The organism is Xanthobacter sp. ZOL 2024 (genome assembly GCF_052932325.1).
This window is the reverse complement of the sequence record NZ_CM128808.1, coordinates 2,144,982-2,168,624: the sequence shown is the minus strand read 5'-3', so window position 1 is coordinate 2,168,624 and position 23,643 is coordinate 2,144,982. Positions and strand designations below refer to the sequence as shown.

Genomic DNA, 23,643 nt, shown 5'->3' with positions numbered 1-23,643 from the left:
CCATGTTCGCGATGGTTCTCAACCACACCGGCACCCCGCTGGTGGGCGAGACCCGGCCCGATCCGGTGCCCGGCCCGGGCGAAGTGCTGATCCAGATCACCGCCTGCGGGGTGTGCCGCACCGACCTGCATGTGGTGGATGGCGAACTGCCGGAAACCCGCCTGCCCATCATTCCCGGCCATGAGATCGTCGGCCGGGTGGCGGGGCTGGGGGCCGGCGTCTCCCACCTGAAGCTCGGCGAGCGGGTGGGGGTGGGCTGGCTCGGCCATGCCTGCGGCACCTGCCCCTATTGCGCGGCGCACGAGGAAAATCTCTGCGACACGCCGGAGTTTACCGGATGCACCCGCAACGGCGGCTTCGCTACCCACACGGTGGCGGACGCCTCCTTCACCTATCCCCTCGGTGAGATCGGCGAGGATGTGGCCCTGGCGCCGCTCCTGTGCGCCGGGCTCATCGGCTGGCGCACCCTGAAGATGGCGGGGGAAGGCCGGCGCATCGGCATATATGGCTTCGGCGCCGCCGCCCACATCATCGCCCAGGTGGCCCGCCACCAGGGCCGCGAGATCTACGCCTTCACCCGCCCCGGCGACACCAAGGCCCAGGACTTCGCCAGAAGCCTCGGCGCCATCTATGCCGGCCCGTCCGACGCACCGGCGCCCGTGCCGCTGGATGCCGCGCTGATCTTCGCCCCCGCCGGCGAGCTGGTGCCGCAGGCGCTCCAGGCGGTGCGGAAGGGCGGCCGGGTGGTGTGCGGCGGCATCCATATGAGCGACATCCCCTCCTTCCCCTATCGCTGGCTGTGGGAGGAGCGGAAAATCATGTCGGTGGCCAACCTCACCCGCGAGGATGCCCACGAATTCCTGGCCCTGGCGCCCCAGGTGGGCGTCACCACCCATGTGACGCCCTATCCCCTCACCAAGGCCAATGAAGCCCTGGACGATTTGCGCACCGGCCGCCTCACCGGCGCTGCGGTGCTGGTGCCTGAGCCCTGATCCGCCCCACGAAAAAGGCCGGCGCCCTGGAGCGCCGGCCTTTCGTGTTCGCAATACCCCTCAGCGCTCCATCACATAGGTGCCCGGCGCCGGGCAGATGGGGGCGAAGCCGGGGGCGCCGATGGGCGGCAGCGAGAAACGCCCCGGCGCGGAATGGGCGGTGAGCCACTCTTCCCAGGCCGGCCACCACGAGCCCTCGATGGGGGCATTCGCCTCCACCCACTCGTCGGGACCGAGATGCAGCTCGCCGAGCTTGGTGTCGTGGATGCGGTAGTGGCGGTGCTTGTGGCCGGGCTCGCTGACGATGCCGGCATTGTGCCCGCCGGAGGTGAGCACGAAGGTCACGTCGGTGTCGGTCAATTGGTGGATCTTGTAGACCGACTTCCACGGCGCCACGTGGTCGCGCTCGGTGCCCACCACGAACAGCGGCACCCGCAGGTTCAGCAGCGACACCGGCCGCCCGTCCACCTGGTAGCGGCCCGCCGCCAGGTCATTGTCCAGGAACAGCTTGCGCAGATAGTCCGAATGCATGCGATAGGGCATGCGGGTGGCGTCGGCGTTCCAGGCCATGAGGTCGTTCATGGGCGTGCGCTCGCCCATCATGTACTCGTGCACCATGCGCGACCACACGAGATCGTTGGAGCGCAGCATCTGGAACGCCCCGGCCATCTGCCCGGCGGACAGATAACCCTGGTTCCACATCATGCTTTCCAGCACGTAGAGCTCGCTCGGATCCACGAACAGCTGCAGCTCGCCCGGCTCGCTGAAATCGGTCTGGGCGGCGAACAGGGTCACCGAGGCGAGGCGGTCGTCGTTGGCGCGGGCCATGGCCGCAGCAGCGACCGACAGGATGGTGCCGCCCAGGCAATAGCCCACCGCATGCACCTTGCGACCCGGCACCACCGCGCTCACCGCATCGAGTGCCGCCATCACCCCCAGCCGGCGATAATCGTCGAAACCGAGGTCGCGGTCCTCCTCCCACACATTGCGCCAGGAGATGCAGAACACGGTGTGTCCCTTCTCGACCAGATAGCGCACCAGGGAATTGTGGGGCGACAGATCGAGAATGTAATATTTCATGATCCAGGCCGGCACGATCAGCACCGGCTCCGCCGCCACGTCCGCCGTGGTGGCGCGATACTGGATCACCTCGATCAGGTGGTTGCGGAAGATCACCTCGCCCGGGGTCACCGCCACGTTCTTGCCGGGCGTATAGGCCTCGGCTCCGGGCGGCGGCTGGTTGGTGGCCTTGCGGGCCATGTCATCGAGGAAATTCCGCCAGCCCTGCACGAAGTTCATGCCGTGGGTCTCGCGCGTCCGCCGCACCACTTCCGGATTGGTGAAGGGGTTGTTGGATGGCGAGAACATGTCGAGCAGCTGGCGCGCCACGAATGCCACCACCGCCTCATTGTGCGGATCGACACCGGGGACGTCATGGGTGGCATTGTGCCACCACTGCTGGTTCAGCAGGAACGCCTGCGACCAGAGGCAATAGGGCCATGCCTGCCATTCCGGCGCCCGGAAGCGATCATCACCCGCCAGCGGCGTGATACAGGGCTGGGCCTCGCGATCGAGGGCGGCAGCCAGCACGCCGGTGCCGAAGCGGGCCATCTTGCGGGCCGCCTTCACCGCCAGTTCCGCCCGCTTTCCAGGCGCGGCGGACAGGTGCATCCACCAGTCCAGGAACGCCAAGGTGAGCGCCGTGGGCGAGAAGCCTGACGTGAGGTGGGCCACATAAGCGGCAGCCGCGCGATCCACCGCGCGCAAGGCCTCCTGGCCGCTGCCCCGGTCGAAATCGCTGTCGTCCACCCGGCTCAGGCTCGCCAGCGCTTCCGCCAGCAGTTGGCCGGGATGGGCCAAAGACAGAGCCGAGGTCTGCGCCGCGGCAGCGGCCGGCGCCGCGGCAGGGGTCTGAACCGCCGGCAGTTTCGGCTCGGGCGCCAGTTCCGGCGCGGCAGCCACCGTCTCGGAGGGACGGGCGACGGGAGTTTCCACGGACATCGGTCTTCCTGCCTTTCGGGCGCCGCGCCCTTCCGGGTCTGGCGCCGGTCAACACCGCGCCAGCCGCAATCCCGGAACACGAGCGACCACCAATCGAACCCCATGCTACCGCAACCGCGGATGATGGCGAAACAATGTGAGGGCGCACCGAGAACCGGCAAGATGGCGTCATGTCTTGCGCCCGGCGCGGTTCCGCAGGGGTGCGCTCAGTCGTCGCGGTCCACCGGCTCCAGCTCGGCATCCGCCACATCGGCGCGTCGACCGGGGCCGGGGTGAAGATCGGAGAATTTGCGCTCGAACGCGGCCGGCGCCCGCTGGAAGAGCGCCCGGTGCTGGCGCACCGCCTCCCGCTTCAGGCGCTTCTGCAGGCGGGCCATGCTCAGCTCCAGCCGGTCCAGGGTGCTCGGCGGCAAGACGGACGCCGCCCGCAGCATGGGCCGCAGGGTCTCCACGTCCTGATACGCTCCGAGCACGTCGCGCAGCCGCTGCGCCCGGCCGGCCCGCTTGGCGCCGCGCCCGCCGAACTGGCTGGCGATGAAGCTCATCTGGTAGCGATGGGTCACCACGCGCTTGCGCGCCTCATGCATGGCGGTCGGTGACGTCAGGCGCGTGCGACGGGCGGCGCCATAGGCGGCGGCGAGCCCGGCCGCCAGATCGGCCTGATCGGCATGGGCTTCCAGCTTCTCTTCCAGATGGGTCCGCGTCTCGGTCACGAAGCGCTCGAGATCACCACGCAGGTGCGCGGCTTCCGACACCTCTCTGCCGTCGGAAGCCAGCGCCGCCCGCGCCTCCTTCAGATCGCAGGCAAGGCACAGGCCGGCGGCGTCCAGAAGGTCCAGCGCCTCCTGGGCGGTGGCGCGATTGCGCGCGGCAGCCAGTCCACGCGCCACCGCGGCGGCGGCATGACGGGCAGCGCGCGCCGCCGTCCCATCCACCAGGCGCAGCAACGCGCGATATTCCTTGATCGCCTTGCGGGCGTCGTGAACCATCTCCACCGGATCGGGATCGGCCGCCGCCCGCGCGACCTTGTCCAGCGTGCGATGCAGCGCCGCCGCCAACGGCGCCCGCGCCGCAGGGTCGGCGGAGACCGGAGCGGGCGGCGCCGCGCTCATCTGCGGTGCGGACACGGGATCAGCTCGGCTCGGGTCGGGGCGATGCATCATCAGGACATCCATCCAGCGGGCGACAAATACGATCGGGCCATTCTCGGCCAACGCACGCCGACGACAGCGGTTCCTCACCCGAAGAGAGAAGGCGAAGGTGTCGCAGGCGCGGTGGCGCGAAAGCCCGCCGGTTCGCTTACACCGGGCACATCTCCATTGGATGAACCCGACCGGAATACCGCAACCCTGTGCCAATCACCCGCCTTCTAGGCGCGTGCCGGAATACGCCAGCTCTTGAGCACGGTGGAGGCCAACACCGCCGCAGCCACCGCCTTGAGCAGATCGCCGGGCAGGAACACGGCTGAGCCGATCAAGGCCTGCTGCACGCTGATGCCCGCCACCAGCGCCAGCGCCGGCACGCCACAGAGATAGATGACACCCACCCCGCCGACCACCGCCGCGAGAATGGCCGACACCAGCGCCGGCAGACGCAGGCGCTGCGCCAGCCAGCCGGTGACGAAGGCGCCGGGAATGAAGCCCAGGAAGAACCCCACCGTGGGCCCCGCCAGCACGCCCAGGCCGCCGCGGCCGCCGCTGAGGAGTGGCGCGCCCAGCAGCACCACCAGCGCAAACAGGGCGCAGGCCGCGGCGCCGCCGCGCGCCCCCAGCAACAGCCCCGCCAGCATCACGCCGAGGGTCTGCGCGCTCACCGGCACCCCCGCGGCGATGGGCAGAAACACCGGCGGCACGAACCCCAGCGCGCCGATCAGCGCGGCCACCAGAGCGATGCGAACAAGGGCCCGCGTTTCCATGCTCAATCCTCTCTCGTCTCTTGTCTTGTCTGTTGCCGCACCACGGGCCTCATGTCCTGCCCCGCCTCTCCCGGCACCCGCCCGGTCGCGGCGAAGCCGCGGGCCTCCAGCGCTTCGGCCACCTGATCGGCACTGCGCAAGGCGCCCGAGAAGAAGGCGCCGATCAGCGCCAGCCCCACGCGCCGGCTGCTGCGGGCGCGCCAGGCCTCCTCGCGGGCCCGCCAGTTCGCCAGCAGCACCGGCACGAAGCGGATGACCAGCGCCACCGCCAGGGAGAGCCGCCGGCTCTCGAAGCCGAAGCGCTCGAACGGCCGCAGCACCACCGTCAGCGCATCCATCATATCCTGCAGGCGGGTGGACAGGGTGACGAGATCCGCCAGCAGCACCATCAGCGCGATGCGCAGCACGCTGGTGGCCGCCACGCTCCACGAGGCGGCCCAGATCTGCAGCGCGGCAATGGCCGCCAGCAACGGCGCCAGCACCAGCCATTGCCGCAGCCGCGCCACCCCGCGCCGGCCGAAGCTGGCATAGACCAGGATGACCGCCGCCAGCGCCAGCACCAGCAGCAGCGGCGACTCCACCGGCAGCAGCACCAGCGACAGCAGCGCGAGGCCGATCAGCTTCACCCCCGCCGGCAGCCGGTGCAGGGGGCTGCGCAGGTCGAGATAGCCGCCGATCATCCGCCCGCTCCCCCCGCGCGCGGTGGCGCCACGGCGAGGCCGGCCTTCAGGCGGGCGTGTGCCTCATAGAGTGGCAGCACCACCTGCGGCGGACCATCCGCCGCCACCTCCCCGCCGCGCAGCCACAGCAGGCGATCGAAGCCGGTGAACAGGCTGAGATCATGGCTGGCCATGATCACCTGCTGATCCAGCCCGGCGATCCGCGCGCACAGAGCCAGCCGTGTGGGCAGATCCAGCGCCGAGAACGGCTCGTCGAGCAGCAGCAGGCGCGGCCCGGCCGCCAGCGCGGCGAGGATGCAGACCAGCTGCTTCTGACCTTCCGACAGTTCGTCCACCGCCCGCTCGCCCCAGCCGGCACAGCCGTGGTCGGCCAGCAGGCGCTCGGTGAGATCCGCGGCCGCCGCCTTGCTGAAGCCCTGCTCGCGCGGGCCGAAGGCGATCTCCTCCCGCACCGTGGGGAAGATGATCTGGTGATCCACATTCTGGAAGACGAACCCCACCTGTGCCGGCAGCTGCCGGCGATGGCCGCGGGTCTCCAGGCCCGCCACCTCCACCCGCCCCTTGTCGGGCAGCAGCAGGCCGTTCAGCAGCCGCAGCAGGGTGCTCTTGCCCGCCCCATTGTCCCCCACCAGGCCGATGCGGCGTTCGGTGAGGGCCAGGGTGAGGCCGGAGAACACCACGCGGGCGCCGCGCGTCACCTCCACATCGGCAAGGCGAACGCCAGCGCCGGCTGCGGGCGCATCGGAACGAGAGGAAGCGAACAACGGTGTCAGTCCCTTCAGTGTCTGGCTTCGATGTAACGGATCCTTCCGCCGCGCAAGTGTTCCGGCTTGCTCGCGCATGCCTCCCGCGCCATGGCGTCGGCGGATCAGCCACGCTATCAGAAGAAACTCCATCGCCGGCCCACGGGCCCGGCGCGCCCGGGAGGCGCTGCCATGATTGAAAACCCTGCCCCATCCGGCCCGGCATCGCCGCCCGCGTCACCCCTCGGTCCTAAGGTGGCCGGCGTGGCCGCGCGCCGGCCGGAACCGGTAGCCTTGGACGGGCGCCATGTGCGCGTGGTGCCGTTCGCCCCGGAGCGCCACGCCGCCGACCTTTTCGCGGGCTCACATGGGCCAGAGAAGGCGGCACTCTGGGCCTATCTGACCCCCGAGCCGTTCGCCGACCTCGAAGCCTTCACCGAATATTACGCGCGCGCGGCGGCCGCGTCCGATCCCCTGCTGTTCGCCATCGAGGACAGGCGGGATGGCCGGGCGGTGGGGCATGCCAGCTACATGCGCATCGAGCCTGTGCATCGGGTGATGGAGGTGGGCAACATCCTGTTCACGCCGCAGCTCCAGCATCGGCCCGGCGGCACCGAGGCCATGTATCTGATGGCGCGGCACGCCTTCGAGACCCTGGGGTTTCGTCGCTATGAATGGAAGTGCAATGCCCTCAACACCCCCTCCCGTCGAGCCGCCGAGCGGCTCGGCTTCACCTTCGAGGGCATCTTTCGCCAGCATATGATCGTCAAGGGCCGCAACCGGGATACCGCCTGGTACACACTGCTGGACGGCGACTGGCCACGGGCGCGGGCGGCGCTCGAAGCCTGGCTCGCCCCGGAGAATTTCGATGCGGACGACCGGCAGCGCCGGCGGCTTGAGGACCTGCGGGCGGCGCTTTAGGCGCGCGCCCTTCAGGCCGCCGAGGCGAAGCCGTCCTCACGCACCAGCAGGGCGGAGACGGCGGCCCGCAGATCCGGCAGCAGGCGACGATACCCCACCCGCCGCGCCTGGGGATCGGCCTGGCGCGCGACATCCTCGAAATGCCAGGTCCGCAGCCGCATCAGATGCATCCAGGGCAGCCGCCGGGCGGCGCGGTGCGCCTCGTCCACCAGCGTCACCACCAGATCCACCCGCGGCGCCCCCGACAGCGCGAACAGTTCCACCGGCTTGGAGGACAGGCCATCGGCCGGAATATGCGCGTGGTGCAGGGCCTCCAGCGCCGCCCCATCCACCGGCGCGGGAGCGCCCGCCGCAGCGCTGAAGGCCCTCACCCGGGCCGACACGTGCATGGCCACCGCTTCAGCCATCAGGCTCAAGCCGGCATTGTCACGGCAGACGAACAGAATGGACGGCCGCGCGATCATCACGCTCGCTCCCCTCACCAAGAGCCGAATCACAAAGAACGGGTGATTCGGCTGGCGCGGACCATAAGAGCCGGCTCCGACGCGAACATGACAATGCCGTCGCAGCCCTTGGCCCGGACCACGCCCGTGCCAGCGGAACCACCGCGAACACCTTGCCGCTGCAGGGTTTTACCCGCGGCATATGCGGCCTGGCCACACCGTCATCGGCGGTTCCCACGAACCATTGAGCTTGCGTTAACCATTCTGAAATTGATGCGCGAGATCAATGAGATGCTGGCGGGCGCCAACATAGGCCGACATGGAACAGGGCCGACATGGACTGCACGTTGAATCTTCGCCGGCGCTCAGATGTGGAGGCAGAAATGGCGAAGAGTGAAGTCACGAGCGCGGAGGTGGCCAAGATCGCCGCCAAGGCGCTCAAGGACCCCGGCAGCATCACCCATGAGGACATCAAGACGCTCGCCGCCTCTTGCCTCACCCAAGTCGCCGACAAGCCCAAGGCCGCGACGAGCAAGGCGACCGCCAAGCCCGCGAAAGTGAAGGCTGCGGCCAAAGCTCCGGCCACCAAGCCCCCCGCGACAAAGACGGCCGCGCCGGCGAAGGCCACCGAGCCTGTGGCGACGCCGGCCGTCAAGGCGCCCCCCCAAAAGGCGGCGGCCAAAACCGCGACCAAGCCCGCGACCAAGCCGGTCGCTGAAAAGCCGGTGAAGGCGGTGGCCAAAGCTGCTCCGAAAACGGCGACGGCGCCGATGGTGAAGGCCGCCAGCGCCAAGAGCGCAACGCAGAGCGGGGCGAAGGGAAAGGCAAAGGCCGCATCGCAGTCCGCGCCGGCGCCCACCACCAACACCAAAGCCTCCGCCGCCAAAGCCAGCGCGGCGAAGGCCAGCGCGGCGAAGACTTCCGCCTCTCCCAAGGGCACGGCACCCAAGACGGTCCCGCCAAAGGCGACTGCGCCGAAGAGCACGCCCAAGGCTGCAGCGTCTAAGCCGGCCGCCTCTCAGGCCACTGCGCCGGTGACAGAGCCCGTAGCTGCACCGAAGGCCGCCGGGAAGGCTGCTGCCGCGAAGCCCGCGACCGCCAAGGCTACGACCGCCAAGGCTGCGACGGCCAAGGCCAAGGCGCCGACCACCAAGACCGTCGCGCCCAAGGCGCCGGCGACAAAGACCTCCGCCCCGAAAGCTTCTGCGCCCAAGACCCCTGCGCCCAAGACCCCTGCGCCCAACCCGGCTGTGGTCGAGGCGGCAGCGCCGGAAGCCGTGGCCAGCGCCCCGGCCGCGCCCAAGGCGCCGGCGAAGAGCGCTGCCAAAGCCGCGCCGAAGACCACCCCGAAGACCGTGACAAAGACGGCGACCAAGACCTCTGCCAAGACAGCGACCAAAGGCCCAGTCAAGGCGCCCGCCAAAGCGCCCGCCAAGGCGAAGGCCGCGAAGTCCTGATCGGTCGAACCGCTATGTGAAAAGGGCCCTCCCGCTGCAGGCGGGAGGGCCCTTTGTCATGATCGGGACCGCTCGCCTGTCACAGCGGCGGCAGCGGGCCGGCGCGTCCGACGTTGAAGATCTGCACCCGGCGATTGATGGCGGCGTCGGGATGCTGGGTATCCTGCAGTGCCTCCTCGCCGAGCCCCACCGCCTGGATCCGCCGCGGATCCACCCGGAAGGTGGTGGTCAGGGCGCTGGCGATGGCATCGGCCCGCTCCTGGCTCAGCTTCATGTTATAGGCCCGGGTGCCGGTGGCGTCGGTGTTGCCGACCACCAGGAACCTGTAGCCGAGCAACACCGGATTGTGCATGGCGTCAGCGATGGCGCCGAGGGTGCGGTAGGACGATGGCTTCACCATCGCCGAGTTCAGTTCGAACTCGATCTCCACGTTCACCTGGGCCAGTTGATCCAGCTGCAGGGCCAACGGCGGCCGGCTCTGCGGCGGTCCTTCATACTGCATATGGGCCTCGGCGAGGCCGCGCAGGGCTTCCGCCGAAACGCCCGGCACATCGTCCACCGAGCTGGAGAGCCCCTGGACGATCTCGGCGTTAGGCGTGAACACCTGGGCCATGGCCGGCGTGCCGGCGGCCAACAGCAGCGCGCTGGCGGCCACCGCGGCAGCCAGGGCATCGGCCATCGATCCTGCAAACGATCCTGCAAACGACTTGGCTGTCATGGATCCTGCCTCCCGCTTGGTTCCGGCGCGCATCAGCGATACCCCGCATTGGTCAGGCCGGCCTCGCAGGCCTGGCTCACCACCTTCGAGGCCTCCAGCAGGCAGGAGACGATATTGCCGTCGCCGGGCTGGACGCCCGGGCAGAATTCGGCGCGGTCGCGATCGCACAGCCGGTGCACGGCCTGCTGCGCCGCGGCGCGTGCCTCGGTCATCATGCGGATGGATTCGTGATTGGCCGCGCAGTTCGGCGCCAGCTTCGCCTGGTTGGCCGCCAGGCACTGGCTGATGGCGCCATTGCCGAGATTGACCCCGCGGCAATGCCGCATGATGTCCTCGCCACAATGCTGCGCCAGCTGGCCGGCCGCCTCCGCATAGCTCACGGTCTGCGCCTGCGCCACTGCCGGCAGCAGCAACAGCGCGCCCAGGACAAGTCCTGAAAATCTCATATGTTTCTCCCACCCCCTGGCCGGCGTGCGGCCACCCTGACGTTTGATCATGCCGTTACGGAGCAGGTCAACGCGAACAGGGGTGGGTGGGGTGCCGAAAATTGCTATGCGGATCGCGAGTAGGTCTGCGCCTCGATCTCGTCGCCCGCCGCCCCCACCACACCGAGGGGATCGGCGGCGAGCTCGAGGTCCGCCGGGTTCACCGGCCCGGCGCCCACCGGTGTGGCAGGCGCCGTGTCCGAGGCTTGCGCCGCGCGGGGACGCAGCAGCAGATGGCCGGCCAGCGCCACCAGCGCCGCCGCCGGCAGCAGCGTGCACAGGGCCGCGAGCGGTGACGCGAACAGCAGCGAGACCGCCGTTCCCAGAAAGCCGCCACCAATCTGCATGAAGCCCATCAAGGCGGAGGCGGCGCCGGCGATCTGCGCGAAATTGGCAAGGGCGGACGTGGTGCAGCCCGGCATCACCATGGCGACGCCGCACGCCCACAGGCCGATGGGAGCCATCACCGTCAGGGTGGAGAGCGGCAGCACCCGCGGACCGACGCCGAGCCCCACCGCGCCACACAGAATCAGGGTGAGGCCAATGGGCACGAGTGCGGCCGCGCTCATGCGCTTCAGCAGCTGGCCGGCAATCAGCGTGCCGCACAGGAAGGAGCCGGTCTGCGCCAGCATGGCGAGACCGAACTCGGTGGGGGTGAGGCCCACCCCCTGGATCAGCACGAAGGGCACCAGGGCGGACAGGGTATAAAGGCCACCAAGGCCGCCGCCCAGCACCAGGCTCGCCCGCATGAAGGAGCGGTCACCCAGCAGCCGCGCATAGCTGCGGGCGATGCCCACGGGCGAAGCGAGCGAAGCATCCCGCGCGATATTGGTCTCCGGCACGAAAAAGACAAGCAGACCCAGCAGGATCACGCCATAGGCGGCCATCACCACGAAGATCATGTGCCAGCCGGCGGCGCCGAGAATGACGCCCCCGAGGGTGGGCGACACCGCCGGGCCGATGGCCAGCATGGTGCCGATGAGGTTCATGATGCGGGCCGAGACCTGGCCGGTATATTGATCGCGCACCAGCGCCCGCGACACGGCGATGCCGGCGGCGCACCCCACCCCTTGCAGGGCCCGGCCGGTGACCAGCCACGACATGCTGGGCGCCCAGGTGGCCGCCAGCGAGCCGAGCACGTAGATGCTGAAGAAGCCCAGCGCCACCGGCCGCCGCCCGAAGGCATCGGACAGCGGCCCACAGGCCAGCTGAGAAAACGCATAGCCGAGGAAGAACACCGTCAAGGTGAGCTTCACAGCCGCCGGGGTGGTCTCGAACGCCGAGACCAGTGCCGGCATGGCAGGGGTGTACATGGCGAGGCTGATGGGGCCGAGCATCACCATGAGCGCCCCGAGCACGGCCACCCGAAGTTCCGACATCATCGGCGCGGGACGGCCTGCGGTCGTGGTTCCGGACAGCTCAGCGCGGCTCATTCTTCGCTCTTGCTCCCGTCATCCCGGGCGCCCTCCTCCCGACAGCGTGCGAGGTTGGCACGCACTTGGATGAGAAAGGCGCGCAGCTGCGCCTGGTCGGCGTCGGAAAACCCGGCCAGGGCCTCGGCCCGCGCGGCGGTCGCGGCGGCCAGCACCCCTTCGAGATAAGGCTGCGCCGCATCGGTCAGGCGCACGATCTTGGCGCGCCGATCGGTGGCATCGGTCTCCCGCACCACCAGGCCCAGCCGCTCCAGCCCATCGAGGAAGCCCACCAGGGTCATGGGTTCCACATTCATCTTCACCGCCAGCGCGTTCTGCCGGAGGCCCGAATGCTCGTTCACATAGGCAAGGGTGCGCGCTTCCCCCGCGGTGAGGCCGAGCCCGGCCTGGGTGAAGGCGCGGTCGATGCGCGCGCGGTAGAGCCGCGCCGCATCGACGATGAGGAATCCGATGGGAGTTTCAGCCATTTCAAAACAAACCTTATAATAAGGTGACCTTACAAACAAGCGTCTCCATGAGCACGCCCCCCGCAATGCCCGCGATGGGGCGCGATGGTTTGCACGGCGCGTTCCAGGGCCTATGTCTGGGCCGAACCGCCGGCAGCGATCCCGCCGCCGGCCCGTGGAGATCCCCATGCCCTGGTCCTTGACCATTGGACGCCTCGGCGAGACCGCCATCCGCATCCATGTCACCTTCCTGCTGTTCCTGGTGTGGATCTGGGCTGCCTATTACCGCATGGGGGGCGCCGATGCCGCCTGGCAGGGGGTGCTGTTCGTCGCCCTGCTGTTCGCCTGCGTGCTGCTGCACGAGCTCGGCCACGTGTTCGCCGCCCGCCATTACGGCGTGAAGACCCCGGACATCACCCTCTGGCCGTTCGGCGGCATCGCCAGCCTGGAGCGCATGCCGGAGAAGCCCTCCGAGGAGCTGGTGGTGGCCATCGCCGGGCCGCTGGTGAACGTGGCCATCGCCGCGGTGCTGCTGTTGATCCTCGGTGCCGGCTTCAAGGTGGACGACCTGTCGAAGATCGAGGATCCCGGCACCTCCATGCTGGTGAAGCTCGCCGGCGCCAACATCTTCCTGGTGGTGTTCAACCTCATCCCCGCCTTCCCCATGGATGGCGGCCGGGTGCTGCGGGCGCTGCTGGCCATGAACATGGGCTTTGGCCGGGCCACCGCCATGGCCGCCTCCATCGGCCAGGCGATCGCCATCGGCCTCGGGCTGCTGGGCATCTTCACCAATCCCATGCTGATGATCATCGGCGTGTTCGTGTTCCTCGCCGCTTCCGGCGAGGCCGGCCAGGTGCAGCTCAAGGAAGCGTCGCGCGGGCTCAGCGTCGCCGACGCCATGATCACCCATTTTGAGACCCTGGGCCCCACCGCCACGGTGGACGATGCGGCCGATGCCCTCATCCGCTCCACCCAGAAGGAATTCCCCATCGTCGATGGCGGCGGCCACCTGCGCGGCGTGCTGACCCGCGACGCCATGATCCACGCCATGAAGGACGAGGGCCCGCAGACCCCGGTGATCCAGGTGATGCAGAAGGACGTGCCCACGGTGGAGGCTCGCGCCCGGCTCGATTCGGCGCTGAAGCTCATCACCACCGCCCAGGTGCCAGCGGTGGGGGTGGTGGATGGCGACGGCCGCCTCGTCGGCCTGCTCACCCCGGAGAATGTGGGCGAGCTGATGATGATCCATGCCGCCCGCCCCGAGCGCGGCCCCAACCTGTTCCGCCGCGCCGGCTGAGGCGCGGCGCCACCGTCACATGCGCTCGGCGACCATGAAATAGTTCACGTCGAGATCGGCCGAGAGGCTGAAGGTGCGGCTGAGCGGATGATAGACCAGCCCCGCCTTCTCGGTGGGGGCGAAGCCGGCGGCGGCAAGTGTCGCCTCCAGCTCGTCCGGGGTGATGAACTTCTCCCAGCGATGGGTGCCCGGCGCCAGCCAGCGCAGCACATATTCGGCGCCGACGATGGCGAGGGCGAAGCTCTTGGCCGTGCGGTTGAGGGTGGAGAGGATGAGCAGGCCTCCCTCATCCACCAGCTGGCCGGCGGTGCGCACGAACAGGCTCACGTCGGCCACGTGCTCCACCACCTCCAGCGCCACCACCACGTTGAAGCGGGCGCCGCGGGCCGCCAGCTCTTCCGCCGTCGAGGGCAGATATTCGATGTCGAGGCCGGACGCGCGGCCGTGGGCGCGGGCCACCTCGATATTGCCGGGGGCGGGATCGATGCCCGTCACCTGCGCGCCCATGCGGGCCAGCGGCTCGCTGAGCAGCCCGCCGCCGCAGCCGATGTCCAGCACGCGAAGCCCGCCGAGCGGCCGCAGCGCCTTCTCATCCCGGCCGAAGTGCCGCACCAGGGCGCCGCGCAGGAAGGCGAGGCGGAAGGGATTCATGGCGTGGAGCGGGGCCATCTTGCCCTTCTCGTTCCACCACTCCTCGCCGAGCGCGTCGAAGCGGGCGACCTCTTCGGGATCCACCGTGGCCTGGGACAGCGACATGGCAACCTCCTTCCCCCATCTGGGGCACGGGTGAGCTTTAAGCAGCCCGGCGGCCGCCCACAAGAGCGCAGAACGAAGCGCGATCCCGTGCCGCGCCGCGATTCGCGCGCGCTTTGTCGCCGTTTCGTTCCCGGCGATGACGCGCTGCACCTTTCGCCCTCGCGTCGGCGACCCAATATGGTACAGATCCCCTCTCACTGCGGATCGAACCTGACGCCGATGGATGACATCACCCAATGGGCCGTATTGCCGCGCACCGTGCGTGCGCGGGGGGTGAGCGCGGTCCTCGGCCCCACCAATACGGGCAAGACCCACCTCGCCATCGAGCGCATGCTCGGCCATGAGAGCGGCATCATCGGCCTGCCGCTGCGCCTGCTCGCCCGCGAGGTGTACCAGCGCATCGTCGAGAAGGTGGGGTCGGACAAGGTTGCCCTCGTCACCGGCGAGGAGAAGATCAAGCCCAAGCATCCGCGCTACTGGGTCTCCACCGTGGAGGCCATGCCGCGCGACCTCGACGTGTCGTTCGTCGCCATTGACGAAATCCAGCTCGCCACCGATCTCGACCGCGGCCATGTCTTCACCGACCGCCTGCTGAACCGGCGCGGCCGCCACGAGACCCTGCTGCTCGGCTCCGCCATCATGCGGCCTTTGATCGAGAAGCTGCTGCCGGGCGTCAATGTGATGATGCGCCCGCGCCTGTCGACCCTCTCCTTTGCCGGCGAGAAGAAGATCTCGCGGCTGCCCCGGCGCTCGGCCATCGTCGCCTTCTCGGCGGAGGAGGTGTACGCCATCGCCGAGTTCATCCGCCGCCAGCGGGGTGGCGCGGCGGTGGTGATGGGGGCGCTCTCGCCCCGCACCCGCAATGCCCAGGTGGAGCTCTACCAGTCCGGCGACGTGGATTATCTGGTGGCCACCGACGCCATCGGCATGGGCCTCAATCTGGACGTGGACCATGTGGCCTTCGCCTCGGACCGCAAGTTCGACGGCTGGCAGTTCCGCCGCCTCAACCCGTCCGAGATGGCGCAGATCGCCGGCCGCGCCGGCCGCGCGCTGCGCGATGGCACCTTCGGCACCACCGGGCGATGCGCCCCCCTCGACGAGGAACTGGTGGCGCAATTAGAGGAGCATGCGTTCGACACCGCCAAGGTGTTGCAATGGCGCAACTCCCGTCCGGACTTCAGGACCATTTCCGCGCTGCTGGCCGCACTGTCGCAACCCCCGCGCGAAGAGGGATTGACCCGAGCCCCCACCGCCGACGACGTGGCGGTGCTGGAAATCATGAGCCGTGACACGGAGGTGGCGCGGCGCGTGACCTCCCCGGCCCAGGTGGAACGCCTGTGGGAGGTGTGCCAGGTCCCCGATTATCGCAAGGTGTCGCCCGGAGCCCATGCGGAGCTCGTGGGCACCCTGTTCGGGCATGTGGAAGGGGGGGGTTTCATCCCCGATGACTGGTTCAAACGTCAAATCGCCTTGACCGATCGCCAAGAAGGCGACATCGACACGTTGTCGAGCCGGATCGCGCAGGTGAGGACTCTCACCTACGTGGCCAACCGGCCCGACTGGCTCAAGGATCCGGAGCACTGGCAAGGCGTCACGAGAGGGGTCGAGGACAAGCTGTCCGATGCACTGCACGAAAGGCTGGCTCAGCGTTTCGTGGATCGGCGGACCAGCGTGCTCATGCGACGCCTGCGAGAGAAAAAGATGCTCGAAACTGAAATCAGCAAGACCGGCGACGTCACCGTCGAAGGACATGTCATCGGCCATCTCCACGGCTTCCAGTTCCAGGCGGAACCGACCGCCGGCGGAGAAGAGGCCAAGGCGCTACGCACCGCCGCCCAGCAGGCGCTGGCCGGCGAGATCGAAGCGCGCGCCCAGCGTCTGGCCCAGGCCGTGGATGAAGCCTTCGTGCTCACCATCGACGGCACCATCCGCTGGACCGGCGAGGCGGTGGCCAAGCTCATTCCCGGCGACGAGGTCCTGAAGCCCCGCTTCAAGATCATCGCCGACGAGCACCTGACCGGGGCTGCCCGCGACCAGGTGGATGCCCGCATCACCCTGTGGCTCGCAGCCCATGTGGACAAGCTGCTCGGCCCGCTCCTGAAGCTGCAGGCCGCCGAGGACATCACCGGCATTGCCCGCGGCATCGCCTTCCAGATCGTCGAATCACTCGGCGTGCTGGAGCGCGCCCGCGTCGCCGAGGACATGAAGAGCCTCGACCAGACCGCCCGCGCCACCCTGCGCGGCTATGGCGTGCGATTCGGCGCCCACCACATCTACCTGCCGGCGCTGCTGAAGCCCGCCCCCCGCTCGCTGGCGGTGGAGCTCTACGCCCTCAAGCATGGCGGCCTCGCCCAGAAGGGCCTTGACGAATTGCCGCACCTGGCCGCGTCGGGCCGCACCTCAATCCCGGTGGATCACGAGATCCAGAAGGGCCTCTACCGGGCCGTCGGCTTCCGCGTGTGCGGCGAGCGGGCGGTGCGCGTGGACATTCTGGAGCGCCTTGCCGACCTCATCCGCCCGGCGCTGGACTGGCGCCCGAGCTCTCCCGGCCCCAAGCCGGCGGGTGCCGTGGATGGCCGCGGCTTCTCGGTCACCGTCGGCATGACGTCGCTGGCGGGCTGCTCGGGAGAGGATTTCGCCTCCATCCTGAAATCCCTGGGCTATCGCATGGAACGCCGCCCGGCGCCGCCGCCGGAAGAAGCGGCGCCCACCGCCGCACCGGCGGAGCTTGTGCCGGCTCCGGAAGGCGCCATCGAGGCGGACCTGCTGTTCGAGACCCCGGCCGAGGCGCCCGACACCGAGGCCGCTTCGGAACCGGCAACTGAAGTGGATGCCCCGGCGCAGGACACCGCGCAGGGCACCACCCCGGCCGAGCCCCCGATTGAAATCGCCCAGGTGGACGACACCCAGGTGGACGACACCCAGTTGGAAGAGGCTCGGGTGGAGGCGGATGCCGCGACCGAGGGCGTCGAGCATGCCAAGACCGAGGACCTGGTGGAAACCGAGGTCGCGGTGGAGGCCCTGGACGCCAGCGGAGACCCCACCGCCGCCGAAGTGGCGGCTGAGGTGGAGACCCCCGCCGCTCCCGGTGGTCCCGAAGTGGTGGAAGGCGAGCCCGCCGAGCCGGAGATGATCGAGGTGTGGCGTCCCGGCCGGCCGCCGGGCGCACCCCGTCGCGACCGGCCCCATGGCCAGCGTGGCGAGGGCCAGCGTGGCGAAGGTCAGCGTTTCGGTGGCAAGGACGGCGAGCGCAAGGACGGGCACCGTCGTGGTGAGCGCCGTGGCGAGGGCGGGCATCGCCGCGCCGAAAACGCGCCAGCCGCCGATGCCGGTGCCGCCGAAGGCGAGCGCGCGCCGCGGCCTCCGCGCGGGGAACGCCCGCCGCGCGGCCCGCGGGAGGACAACCGGCCGCCGCGCAACGAGCATCGCCCCGCCCACCAGGAACGCCGGCGCGACAAGCCGATGGATCCCGATAGCCCGTTCGCCGCGCTCGCCGCCCTCAAGGCGCGCATGGAGACGGAGAAGAAGGGCAAGTAGGATCCCCTAAGGATCCCATGAGGGTTCGCGTCCCGCGGCCCTCGACATCAACGGACCGGAGCCCCACGCAGGTGGGCTCCGGCGGCTTTGCGCGAGGAACAGGTCGCGTGAGGAAAGGCCGATCTGCCGCGGCACCCAACCCCGCGATCGAGCCGGGCGATGAACGCCAGCGGCTGGATCGCTGGATCTGGCATGCGCGGGTGGTGCGGTCCCGCACCGATGCCGCCACGCTCATCCGCGCCGGCCACGTGCGGCTCGACGGCCATCGTGTGACCAGCCCGGGCCAAGGCGTGCGGGTGGGACAGGTCCTCACCATCGCCCTCGATTTTCGCGTACGGGTGCTGCGAGTCTTGAGCTTTTCTGAACGGCGCGGAGATGCTAACTCAGTCGCCGAGCTTTTCGATGAAATCACCGAAAACTGACGTGCAATAGAGGACGCGGCAAGAGCGCGCCGCCGATCGGCCAGGAGCCGGCAAGGTAAGCGCGCACTGGGACGCCGCGAAAGGGATCATCCATGGCCTACGTCGTCACCGAGAACTGCATCCGCTGCAAGTATACGGATTGTGTTGCCGTGTGCCCCGTGGATTGCTTCTACGAGGGCGAGAACATGCTCGTCATTCACCCTGACGAATGCATCGACTGCGGCGTGTGCGAGCCCGAATGCCCGGCCGAGGCCATCAAGCCCGATTCCGAGCCGGGCCTTGAGAAGTGGGCCGCCCTGAACGCCGAATATGCCAAGACCTGGCCGAACATCACCGTGAAGCGCGACGCCCTGCCCGACGCCAAGGAGTGGGACGGCAAGCCCGGCAAGGATGAGATGTTCTCCCCCGAGCCCGGCACCGGCGACTGATCGCCGCGCAATCACCTCTCCCGAAGGACCCATTCGCGGGAACGGGGCTGCTTGCCTCGTCCGCTGTGCGATGATCCCTGCGCGGCGCATGGCGGCCCTCTCGGCTCAGGCCACCGGCAGGGCCCGCAGGTACGCCAGCAGCCCCTCGCCCCGAGGCAGGTCCGCGACCGCCTCCACCTCCAGGCGCCCGTCGGTCAGCGCATCCAGCATGGCGGCCAGGTCGGTGAACCGCCGCTCGGCGTGATCGATCAGATCCGTCCATAATTGGTCAAACTGGTCCAACAGCCCCACCAACGGCGTGATGGGCAGGGGCAGGCCGGTGTAGCGGGGATAGATGTTGGTGAGCTTCTTCCATTCCGCCTTGAGGCTGTCGCGCAGTTCCGGATCGTTGGTGAGCCGGTTGTCGCGGCCGCCGCTCTCGAACGGGGCCTTGGTCTCCAAGAGCTGGCGGAAGTGAGCCACCACTTTGGCCCGCAGAAGCGGCCGGGTGCGGTTCTTGAAATAGCGCGCGAGCATGTCGGTATAGTCGGCATCGCCATAACACACGTCCCGCACCGTCGCGCCCTCGGGGCCGGCTGGCCGTTCGCCCTCCGGTGACCGGGAGGTGACGAGGACGATGACCCCCGCCGGCAGGGCTGCGGCCGGCGGCAGCAGATCGGCCCCCTCCGCCAGCTTCTCCACCCCATCGAGGCAGACCAGCAGCCGCTTGGCCCCACTGCCCACCACCTGGGCATGCCACTTCCTCAAGCGCACGAGCAGCGCCTCGGCCGGTGTCTGGGCCTCCCCATCCACCGTCGCACCCGGCCCGCACTCCGCCGCGAAGGCTGCGTCGAGCGCGGCGAGCACCGCCGCCGGTGGGTCACCGGCCACCAGATGCACCCCGAACGCCCGCACGTCGCTGGAGGTGGCGCTGTCGATGCCTTCCCGCTCGGCCGGGTTCCGCCCCGGGCGCCGGGCGATGATGCCGCGCACGAACAGGGTCTTGCCCACGCCGCGCGGCGCCCGCAGCCAATAGAGGCCCCGATCATTTCGCAGCAGGAACTCCCGGAACGGGGTGCGCAGATAGGTGGGCGACACATAGGCCGCGTCCAAAGCGGCAAGCTCCGCTGCGGACAATGGCGCTTCCGGCGCTGGCGCTGACGTGAGGGGCGATAAGGCGACGTCTGGGGCGGTCATGGGTGTCTCTCCGGATCGGCGGCGCCGCGCGCGCCGCAGGGACGGATCGCCGGTCCACCGCCTGAGGACGCCGCGTCGCGCGCCGGATCCGTGGCGGGTTTCCACCCAAAGGGTCCCCTGCCCTCCCCTCAAGCAGGAACCGTGCCCTTGTGGCACCCCGACCGGGCGTTCACGGCAGTTGCGTCAGCACCTGGTATTGTGACTGCACCACCCGGCCGGCGCCATCGAGCCAGGCGCGGCCGAAGCGCGAGGCGGCCAGGGTAGGCACCGCCTGGTAAATGGTGCCGCCGATGGGGGGCTGCGCGCCGGGCTCGACGCAAGGAACATCGAGCACGACCCGTGCACCGGGCTGCAGCGTGGTGCCCCGCTCCACCTGTCGCACCACGCCCGTGACCCGACAGGCGCCGTAGCCTTCCGTGGGCGGCGTCACGCCCTGCACCTCCAGCACGATGACACTGGCGGCATCCCGCCGCGCATTTTCATAGACATAAGGCGGCATCAGCGCCGCCGCGGGGGCGACGCCCCACGCGAGCCCAGCCACCAGCAGGCAGGCGGTGCGCGGCAGCAGTCCCGCGCCGCCGGCGCCCTGTCCCGCCCTTATCCGCCCAAATTTGCGCGTCATCACCCCGCTCCCTTGCGTTGGCCGTTTATCGGCGGCCGGTTTCGCACTATATAGCCGCCATGCTCCACACCCCTGACCATGGCGCGGCGCGCGCGGCCGCCAGACCGGACGCCCTGCCCGATTATGCCCGCCGGCGCACCTTCGCCATCATCTCCCATCCGGACGCCGGTAAGACGACGTTGACGGAAAAGCTGCTGCTTGCCTCCGGCGCCATCCGCATGGCCGGCCACGTGAAGGCGCGCGGCGAGCGCCGCCGCACCCGTTCCGACTGGATGGAGATCGAGCAGCAGCGCGGCATCTCCGTCACCTCCTCGGTGATGACGTTCGAAAAGGACGGCATCGTCTTCAACCTGCTCGACACCCCCGGCCACTCGGACTTCTCCGAGGACACCTACCGCACCCTTTCGGCGGTGGACGCGGCGGTGATGGTGATCGACGTGGCCAAGGGCATCGAGAGCCAGACCCGCAAATTGTTCGAGGTCTGCCGCCTGCGCGACATTCCCATCTTCACCTTCGTCAACAAGGTGGACCGCGAGGGCCTCGACCCCATCGCCTTGATGGATGAGGTCTCCTCCACCCTGGCGTTGGATCTCACACCGCTCACCTGGCCCATCGGCCTCGGCGTCGATTTCCGCGGCCTCATCGACATCACCGCCAAGGTGGCGCGCCTTGCCACCGAGCGCGGCGGGCCGCTGGTGCGCGAGGTGCCGTTCAATACACCCGAGGACCTGATCGGCCTCGACGGGGTGGAAGAGCGCATTCTCACCGAATCCCTTGAGAGCCTCACCCTGGCGCTCGGGGTGCTGCCGCCGTTCGATCTGGAAGCGTTCCGCGAGGGTCACCTCTCCCCGGTCTTCTTCGGCAGCGCGCTGAAGGAAGCCGGCGTCGGCGAGCTGCTCGAGGGGCTCGGCGCCGTGGGCCCCAGCCCCCAGCCCCGCGGCGCCGCCGGCGAGCGCACCGTGGAGCCGGGCGAGGACCTGGTCTCCGGCTTCGTCTTCAAGGTCCAGGCCAATATGGACCCCAACCACCGCGACCGGGTGGCGTTCGTGCGCCTCTGCTCGGGCCGCTTCAAGCGCGGCATGAAGCTGTTCAATGCCCGCGAAAAGCGGCAGATGGCCATTGCCAACCCCATCTTCTTCTTCGCCCAGGAGCGCGAGACGGTGGATGAGGCGGTGGCCGGCGACATCATCGGCATTCCCAACCACGGCATGCTGCGGGTGGGCGATACCCTGTCCGAGGGCGAGACCATCCGCTTCGAGGGCCTGCCCGACTTCGCCCCTGAAATCCTGCGCCGGGTGCTGCTGGCCGACCCCATGAAGGCCAAACAGCTCTTGAAGGCGCTGCAGGACATGGCCGAGGAAGGGGTGGTGCAGGTCATCAAGCCGGTGTCCGATCCCGCCCCCATCGTCGGCGTGGTGGGCCCGCTGCAGCTCGACGTGCTGGCGGCGCGGCTGGAGAAGGAATACGGCGTGCCGATCCGCTACGAGACCACCTCCTTCGTCACCGCCCGCTGGATCACCGGCGAGCGCACCGAGGTGGAGCGTTTCATGGAGGCGAACCGCTCCTCCACCGCCCGCGACCGCGATGACGCGCCGGTCTATCTCGCCCGCAGCCAGTGGGTGCTGGACCGCGCCATCGAGGAATGGCCCAAGCTCAAATTCGTGGCGGTGAAGGAACGGGGCTGAGCGCCTCCTTCCCCTCTTCCGCCTCTTCGATCCATCCGGCCGGCCGCAGCCCGGCCGTCGCTCGCCGCCAATCCGTCCCTTGGAGGAAACCCGTGTCTGACTTCGCCCAGCTTGAAACCATCATCGACGCGGCGTTCGAGAAGCGCGCCGAAATCGGCTTCACCACCATGGGCGAGGTGCGCCAGGCCGTGGACACCGCCCTCAGCCTTCTGGATAGCGGCAAGACCCGCGTCGCCGAGCGCCAGGCCGATGGCAGCTGGACGGTGAATCAGTGGCTGAAGAAGGCGGTGCTGCTGTCGTTCCGCCTCAACGACATGGTGGCCATCGGCAACGGCCCCGGCGGCGCCCACTGGTGGGACAAGGTGCCCTCCAAGTTCCTCTCCTGGGGCGAGGCGGAATTCCGCGCCGCCGGCTTCCGCGCGGTGCCCGGCGCCATCGTTCGCGCCTCCGCTTACATCGCGCCCAATGTGGTGCTCATGCCCTCCTTCGTGAACCTCGGCGCCCATGTGGGCGAGGGCACCATGGTGGACACCTGGGCGACGGTGGGCTCCTGCGCCCAGATCGGCAAGAACGTGCACCTCTCGGGCGGCGTCGGCATCGGCGGCGTGCTGGAGCCGCTGCAGGCCGGCCCGGTGATCATCGAGGACGACTGCTTCATCGGTGCCCGTTCCGAGGTGGTGGAAGGCGTGGTGGTGCGCCAGGGCTCGGTGCTCTCCATGGGCGTGTTCATCGGCGCTTCCACCAAGATCATTGACCGCGAGACCGGCGAGGTCTTCATCGGCGAGGTTCCGGCCTATTCGGTGGTGGTGCCCGGTTCCCTGCCCGGCAAGCCGCTGCCCAACGGGCAGCCCGGCCCCTCGCTCTATTGCGCCGTGATCGTGAAGCGCGTGGACGCACAGACCCGCTCCAAGACCTCCATCAACGACCTCCTGCGCGACTGACAAACCGGCGGCGGCCCCCTTCGCCGGGGTGCCGCCGCGCCCGCGCCGTGCCACGTCCGCAAGACGGAGTGGGGCAGCGGGCGGCGCACGGACGAACGGGCGCGAGGCTCCGCACGCCAGTGCCGGATGCCGGCCGCGACGATGCACCGACGCAGCTGTGCATGGCGTGGCGGAGGGCGCGCGAATCCCGCTTGCGCGACGGCCCTGAGCCTGTATATTCCGCGGCCTCGCCAGGACGCAGCGCATCAACCGGCGCTGCTGCTCACCCAAGATCTGATTGGAAGCGCCTGGCGACGTCATGTCGGTGAAACACCGCCATGACGGGATGATCACCGGGCGACGGCATCGTCGAACGATGGGTCATTCACACATTTTGCGCCGGCCTGCCGGTGCGGCTGGAGAGGTGGCCGAGTGGTTGAAGGCGCACGCCTGGAACGCGTGTATACGGGCAACCGTATCGAGGGTTCGAATCCCTCTCTCTCCGCCATCCCTCAATCTCGCCCCATCTTAGATCCCATCAGAAGCCGTGCCAGCGCTTGATTTGC

General features: G+C 69.2%; 22 protein-coding genes and 1 tRNA gene. 10 read left to right on the top strand and 13 right to left on the bottom strand.

Features of this window, described 5'->3' with window-relative positions; translation table 11 throughout:
• The first annotated feature begins 2 nt into the window (after window positions 1-2).
• Complete coding sequence (locus tag ACU4E7_RS09975) at window positions 3-992, top strand: zinc-dependent alcohol dehydrogenase family protein (RefSeq protein ID WP_447021417.1); 990 nt, start codon at window positions 3-5, stop codon at window positions 990-992.
• A 60-nt stretch (window positions 993-1,052) separates the two neighbouring features.
• On the opposite strand, the gene ACU4E7_RS09970 is transcribed toward ACU4E7_RS09975, so the two are convergent.
• The 5 genes from ACU4E7_RS09970 to ACU4E7_RS09950 form a co-directional block, all read right to left on the bottom strand.
• On the bottom strand, window positions 1,053-2,993 hold the full coding sequence (locus tag ACU4E7_RS09970) for a PHA/PHB synthase family protein (protein WP_447021416.1): 1,941 nt from the start codon (window positions 2,991-2,993) through the stop codon (window positions 1,053-1,055).
• A 206-nt stretch (window positions 2,994-3,199) separates the two neighbouring features.
• Window positions 3,200-4,156: a CHAD domain-containing protein gene (locus tag ACU4E7_RS09965; RefSeq protein WP_447021415.1), complete on the bottom strand. Its 957-nt coding sequence runs from the start codon at window positions 4,154-4,156 to the stop codon at window positions 3,200-3,202.
• Between the two features lie 206 nt (window positions 4,157-4,362).
• Window positions 4,363-4,908: a biotin transporter BioY gene (locus tag ACU4E7_RS09960; protein WP_447021414.1), complete on the bottom strand. Its 546-nt coding sequence runs from the start codon at window positions 4,906-4,908 to the stop codon at window positions 4,363-4,365.
• Window positions 4,909-4,910: 2 nt separating this feature from the next.
• Entirely contained in the window at window positions 4,911-5,588 is a 678-nt protein-coding gene (locus tag ACU4E7_RS09955) for an energy-coupling factor transporter transmembrane component T family protein (RefSeq protein WP_447021413.1), read from the bottom strand.
• A complete protein-coding gene (locus tag ACU4E7_RS09950; protein WP_238119288.1) occupies window positions 5,585-6,352 on the bottom strand; it encodes an energy-coupling factor ABC transporter ATP-binding protein in 768 nt (255 codons plus the stop codon). Before ACU4E7_RS09950 ends, ACU4E7_RS09955 begins: the two co-directional genes overlap by 4 nt.
• Window positions 6,353-6,595: 243 nt before the next feature.
• On the opposite strand from ACU4E7_RS09950, the gene ACU4E7_RS09945 reads away from it, so the two are divergent.
• The gene (locus ACU4E7_RS09945) at window positions 6,596-7,252 is read left to right on the top strand and encodes a GNAT family N-acetyltransferase (RefSeq protein WP_447021412.1); all 657 of its coding nucleotides are present in this window, start codon (window positions 6,596-6,598) and stop codon (window positions 7,250-7,252) included.
• A gap of 11 nt (window positions 7,253-7,263) precedes the next feature.
• Here ACU4E7_RS09945 and ACU4E7_RS09940 read toward each other — a convergent pair whose 3' ends face one another.
• Complete coding sequence (locus ACU4E7_RS09940) at window positions 7,264-7,716, bottom strand: arsenate-mycothiol transferase ArsC (protein WP_447021411.1); 453 nt, start codon at window positions 7,714-7,716, stop codon at window positions 7,264-7,266.
• Between the two features lie 362 nt (window positions 7,717-8,078).
• Between ACU4E7_RS09940 and ACU4E7_RS09935 the strand changes: the two genes are divergently transcribed.
• Window positions 8,079-9,152, top strand: coding sequence for a hypothetical protein (locus ACU4E7_RS09935; protein WP_447021410.1), 1,074 nt, complete (start codon window positions 8,079-8,081; stop codon window positions 9,150-9,152).
• A 79-nt stretch (window positions 9,153-9,231) separates the two neighbouring features.
• Here ACU4E7_RS09935 and ACU4E7_RS09930 read toward each other — a convergent pair whose 3' ends face one another.
• The 4 genes from ACU4E7_RS09930 to ACU4E7_RS09915 form a co-directional block, all read right to left on the bottom strand.
• Window positions 9,232-9,831 (bottom strand): OmpA family protein, encoded by a 600-nt coding sequence (locus ACU4E7_RS09930; RefSeq protein WP_238119280.1) that lies wholly within the window; start codon window positions 9,829-9,831, stop codon window positions 9,232-9,234.
• A 71-nt stretch (window positions 9,832-9,902) separates the two neighbouring features.
• Window positions 9,903-10,316 carry a hypothetical protein gene (locus ACU4E7_RS09925; RefSeq protein ID WP_238119278.1) on the bottom strand — a complete coding sequence of 138 codons (414 nt, stop codon included), beginning with the start codon at window positions 10,314-10,316 and terminating at the stop codon, window positions 9,903-9,905.
• Window positions 10,317-10,420: 104 nt separating this feature from the next.
• A complete protein-coding gene (locus tag ACU4E7_RS09920; RefSeq protein WP_238119276.1) occupies window positions 10,421-11,788 on the bottom strand; it encodes a multidrug effflux MFS transporter in 1,368 nt (455 codons plus the stop codon).
• Window positions 11,785-12,255, bottom strand: a complete 471-nt coding sequence (locus ACU4E7_RS09915; protein WP_238119274.1) for a MarR family winged helix-turn-helix transcriptional regulator — start codon at window positions 12,253-12,255, stop codon at window positions 11,785-11,787. The genes ACU4E7_RS09920 and ACU4E7_RS09915 overlap by 4 nt, the downstream gene beginning before the upstream one ends.
• A gap of 166 nt (window positions 12,256-12,421) precedes the next feature.
• Between ACU4E7_RS09915 and ACU4E7_RS09910 the strand changes: the two genes are divergently transcribed.
• Window positions 12,422-13,531 (top strand): site-2 protease family protein, encoded by a 1,110-nt coding sequence (locus ACU4E7_RS09910; RefSeq protein ID WP_238119265.1) that lies wholly within the window; start codon window positions 12,422-12,424, stop codon window positions 13,529-13,531.
• A 15-nt stretch (window positions 13,532-13,546) separates the two neighbouring features.
• Here the strand turns inward: ACU4E7_RS09910 and ubiG are convergent, their stop codons facing one another.
• Window positions 13,547-14,287, bottom strand: a complete 741-nt coding sequence (gene ubiG / locus ACU4E7_RS09905; protein ID WP_238119263.1) for a bifunctional 2-polyprenyl-6-hydroxyphenol methylase/3-demethylubiquinol 3-O-methyltransferase UbiG — start codon at window positions 14,285-14,287, stop codon at window positions 13,547-13,549.
• Between the two features lie 219 nt (window positions 14,288-14,506).
• Between ubiG and ACU4E7_RS09900 the strand changes: the two genes are divergently transcribed.
• The 3 genes from ACU4E7_RS09900 (at window position 14,507) to fdxA (ending at window position 18,674) form a co-directional block, all read left to right on the top strand.
• Window positions 14,507-17,824, top strand: a complete 3,318-nt coding sequence (locus ACU4E7_RS09900; RefSeq protein WP_447021409.1) for a helicase-related protein — start codon at window positions 14,507-14,509, stop codon at window positions 17,822-17,824.
• A 107-nt stretch (window positions 17,825-17,931) separates the two neighbouring features.
• Window positions 17,932-18,246: an RNA-binding S4 domain-containing protein gene (locus ACU4E7_RS09895; protein ID WP_447021408.1), complete on the top strand. Its 315-nt coding sequence runs from the start codon at window positions 17,932-17,934 to the stop codon at window positions 18,244-18,246.
• A 92-nt stretch (window positions 18,247-18,338) separates the two neighbouring features.
• The gene (gene fdxA / locus ACU4E7_RS09890; protein WP_238119224.1) at window positions 18,339-18,674 is read left to right on the top strand and encodes a ferredoxin FdxA; all 336 of its coding nucleotides are present in this window, start codon (window positions 18,339-18,341) and stop codon (window positions 18,672-18,674) included.
• Window positions 18,675-18,779: 105 nt separating this feature from the next.
• Here fdxA and ACU4E7_RS09885 read toward each other — a convergent pair whose 3' ends face one another.
• Both ACU4E7_RS09885 and ACU4E7_RS09880 read right to left on the bottom strand, forming a co-directional pair.
• Entirely contained in the window at window positions 18,780-19,850 is a 1,071-nt protein-coding gene (locus tag ACU4E7_RS09885; protein ID WP_447021407.1) for a hypothetical protein, read from the bottom strand.
• A 169-nt stretch (window positions 19,851-20,019) separates the two neighbouring features.
• Entirely contained in the window at window positions 20,020-20,472 is a 453-nt protein-coding gene (locus tag ACU4E7_RS09880) for a hypothetical protein (RefSeq protein ID WP_238119214.1), read from the bottom strand.
• Between the two features lie 59 nt (window positions 20,473-20,531).
• Between ACU4E7_RS09880 and ACU4E7_RS09875 the strand changes: the two genes are divergently transcribed.
• The 3 genes from ACU4E7_RS09875 (at window position 20,532) to ACU4E7_RS09865 (ending at window position 23,585) form a co-directional block, all read left to right on the top strand.
• Window positions 20,532-22,157, top strand: coding sequence for a peptide chain release factor 3 (locus ACU4E7_RS09875; RefSeq protein ID WP_238119212.1), 1,626 nt, complete (start codon window positions 20,532-20,534; stop codon window positions 22,155-22,157).
• 92 nt (window positions 22,158-22,249) lie between these two features.
• Window positions 22,250-23,098 carry a 2,3,4,5-tetrahydropyridine-2,6-dicarboxylate N-succinyltransferase gene (gene dapD, locus ACU4E7_RS09870; RefSeq protein ID WP_447021406.1) on the top strand — a complete coding sequence of 283 codons (849 nt, stop codon included), beginning with the start codon at window positions 22,250-22,252 and terminating at the stop codon, window positions 23,096-23,098.
• A 397-nt stretch (window positions 23,099-23,495) separates the two neighbouring features.
• A tRNA-Ser gene (locus ACU4E7_RS09865) sits at window positions 23,496-23,585 on the top strand.
• The last annotated feature ends 58 nt before the right edge of the window (window positions 23,586-23,643 follow it).

Coding starts and splice junctions, on each gene's coding strand:
- ACU4E7_RS09975 (WP_447021417.1), top strand. CDS start 3: ATGTTCGCGATGGTTCTCAACCACACCGGCACCCCGCTGGTGGGCGAG.
- ACU4E7_RS09970 (WP_447021416.1), bottom strand. CDS start 2,993: ATGTCCGTGGAAACTCCCGTCGCCCGTCCCTCCGAGACGGTGGCTGCC.
- ACU4E7_RS09965 (WP_447021415.1), bottom strand. CDS start 4,156: ATGATGCATCGCCCCGACCCGAGCCGAGCTGATCCCGTGTCCGCACCG.
- ACU4E7_RS09960 (WP_447021414.1), bottom strand. CDS start 4,908: ATGGAAACGCGGGCCCTTGTTCGCATCGCTCTGGTGGCCGCGCTGATC.
- ACU4E7_RS09955 (WP_447021413.1), bottom strand. CDS start 5,588: ATGATCGGCGGCTATCTCGACCTGCGCAGCCCCCTGCACCGGCTGCCG.
- ACU4E7_RS09940 (WP_447021411.1), bottom strand. CDS start 7,716: ATGATCGCGCGGCCGTCCATTCTGTTCGTCTGCCGTGACAATGCCGGC.
- ACU4E7_RS09935 (WP_447021410.1), top strand. CDS start 8,079: ATGGCGAAGAGTGAAGTCACGAGCGCGGAGGTGGCCAAGATCGCCGCC.
- ACU4E7_RS09930 (WP_238119280.1), bottom strand. CDS start 9,831: ATGGCCGATGCCCTGGCTGCCGCGGTGGCCGCCAGCGCGCTGCTGTTG.
- ACU4E7_RS09925 (WP_238119278.1), bottom strand. CDS start 10,316: ATGAGATTTTCAGGACTTGTCCTGGGCGCGCTGTTGCTGCTGCCGGCA.
- ACU4E7_RS09920 (WP_238119276.1), bottom strand. CDS start 11,788: ATGAGCCGCGCTGAGCTGTCCGGAACCACGACCGCAGGCCGTCCCGCG.
- ACU4E7_RS09915 (WP_238119274.1), bottom strand. CDS start 12,255: ATGGCTGAAACTCCCATCGGATTCCTCATCGTCGATGCGGCGCGGCTC.
- ACU4E7_RS09910 (WP_238119265.1), top strand. CDS start 12,422: ATGCCCTGGTCCTTGACCATTGGACGCCTCGGCGAGACCGCCATCCGC.
- ubiG (WP_238119263.1), bottom strand. CDS start 14,287: ATGTCGCTGTCCCAGGCCACGGTGGATCCCGAAGAGGTCGCCCGCTTC.
- ACU4E7_RS09900 (WP_447021409.1), top strand. CDS start 14,507: ATGGATGACATCACCCAATGGGCCGTATTGCCGCGCACCGTGCGTGCG.
- fdxA (WP_238119224.1), top strand. CDS start 18,339: ATGGCCTACGTCGTCACCGAGAACTGCATCCGCTGCAAGTATACGGAT.
- ACU4E7_RS09885 (WP_447021407.1), bottom strand. CDS start 19,850: ATGACCGCCCCAGACGTCGCCTTATCGCCCCTCACGTCAGCGCCAGCG.
- ACU4E7_RS09880 (WP_238119214.1), bottom strand. CDS start 20,472: ATGACGCGCAAATTTGGGCGGATAAGGGCGGGACAGGGCGCCGGCGGC.
- ACU4E7_RS09875 (WP_238119212.1), top strand. CDS start 20,532: ATGCTCCACACCCCTGACCATGGCGCGGCGCGCGCGGCCGCCAGACCG.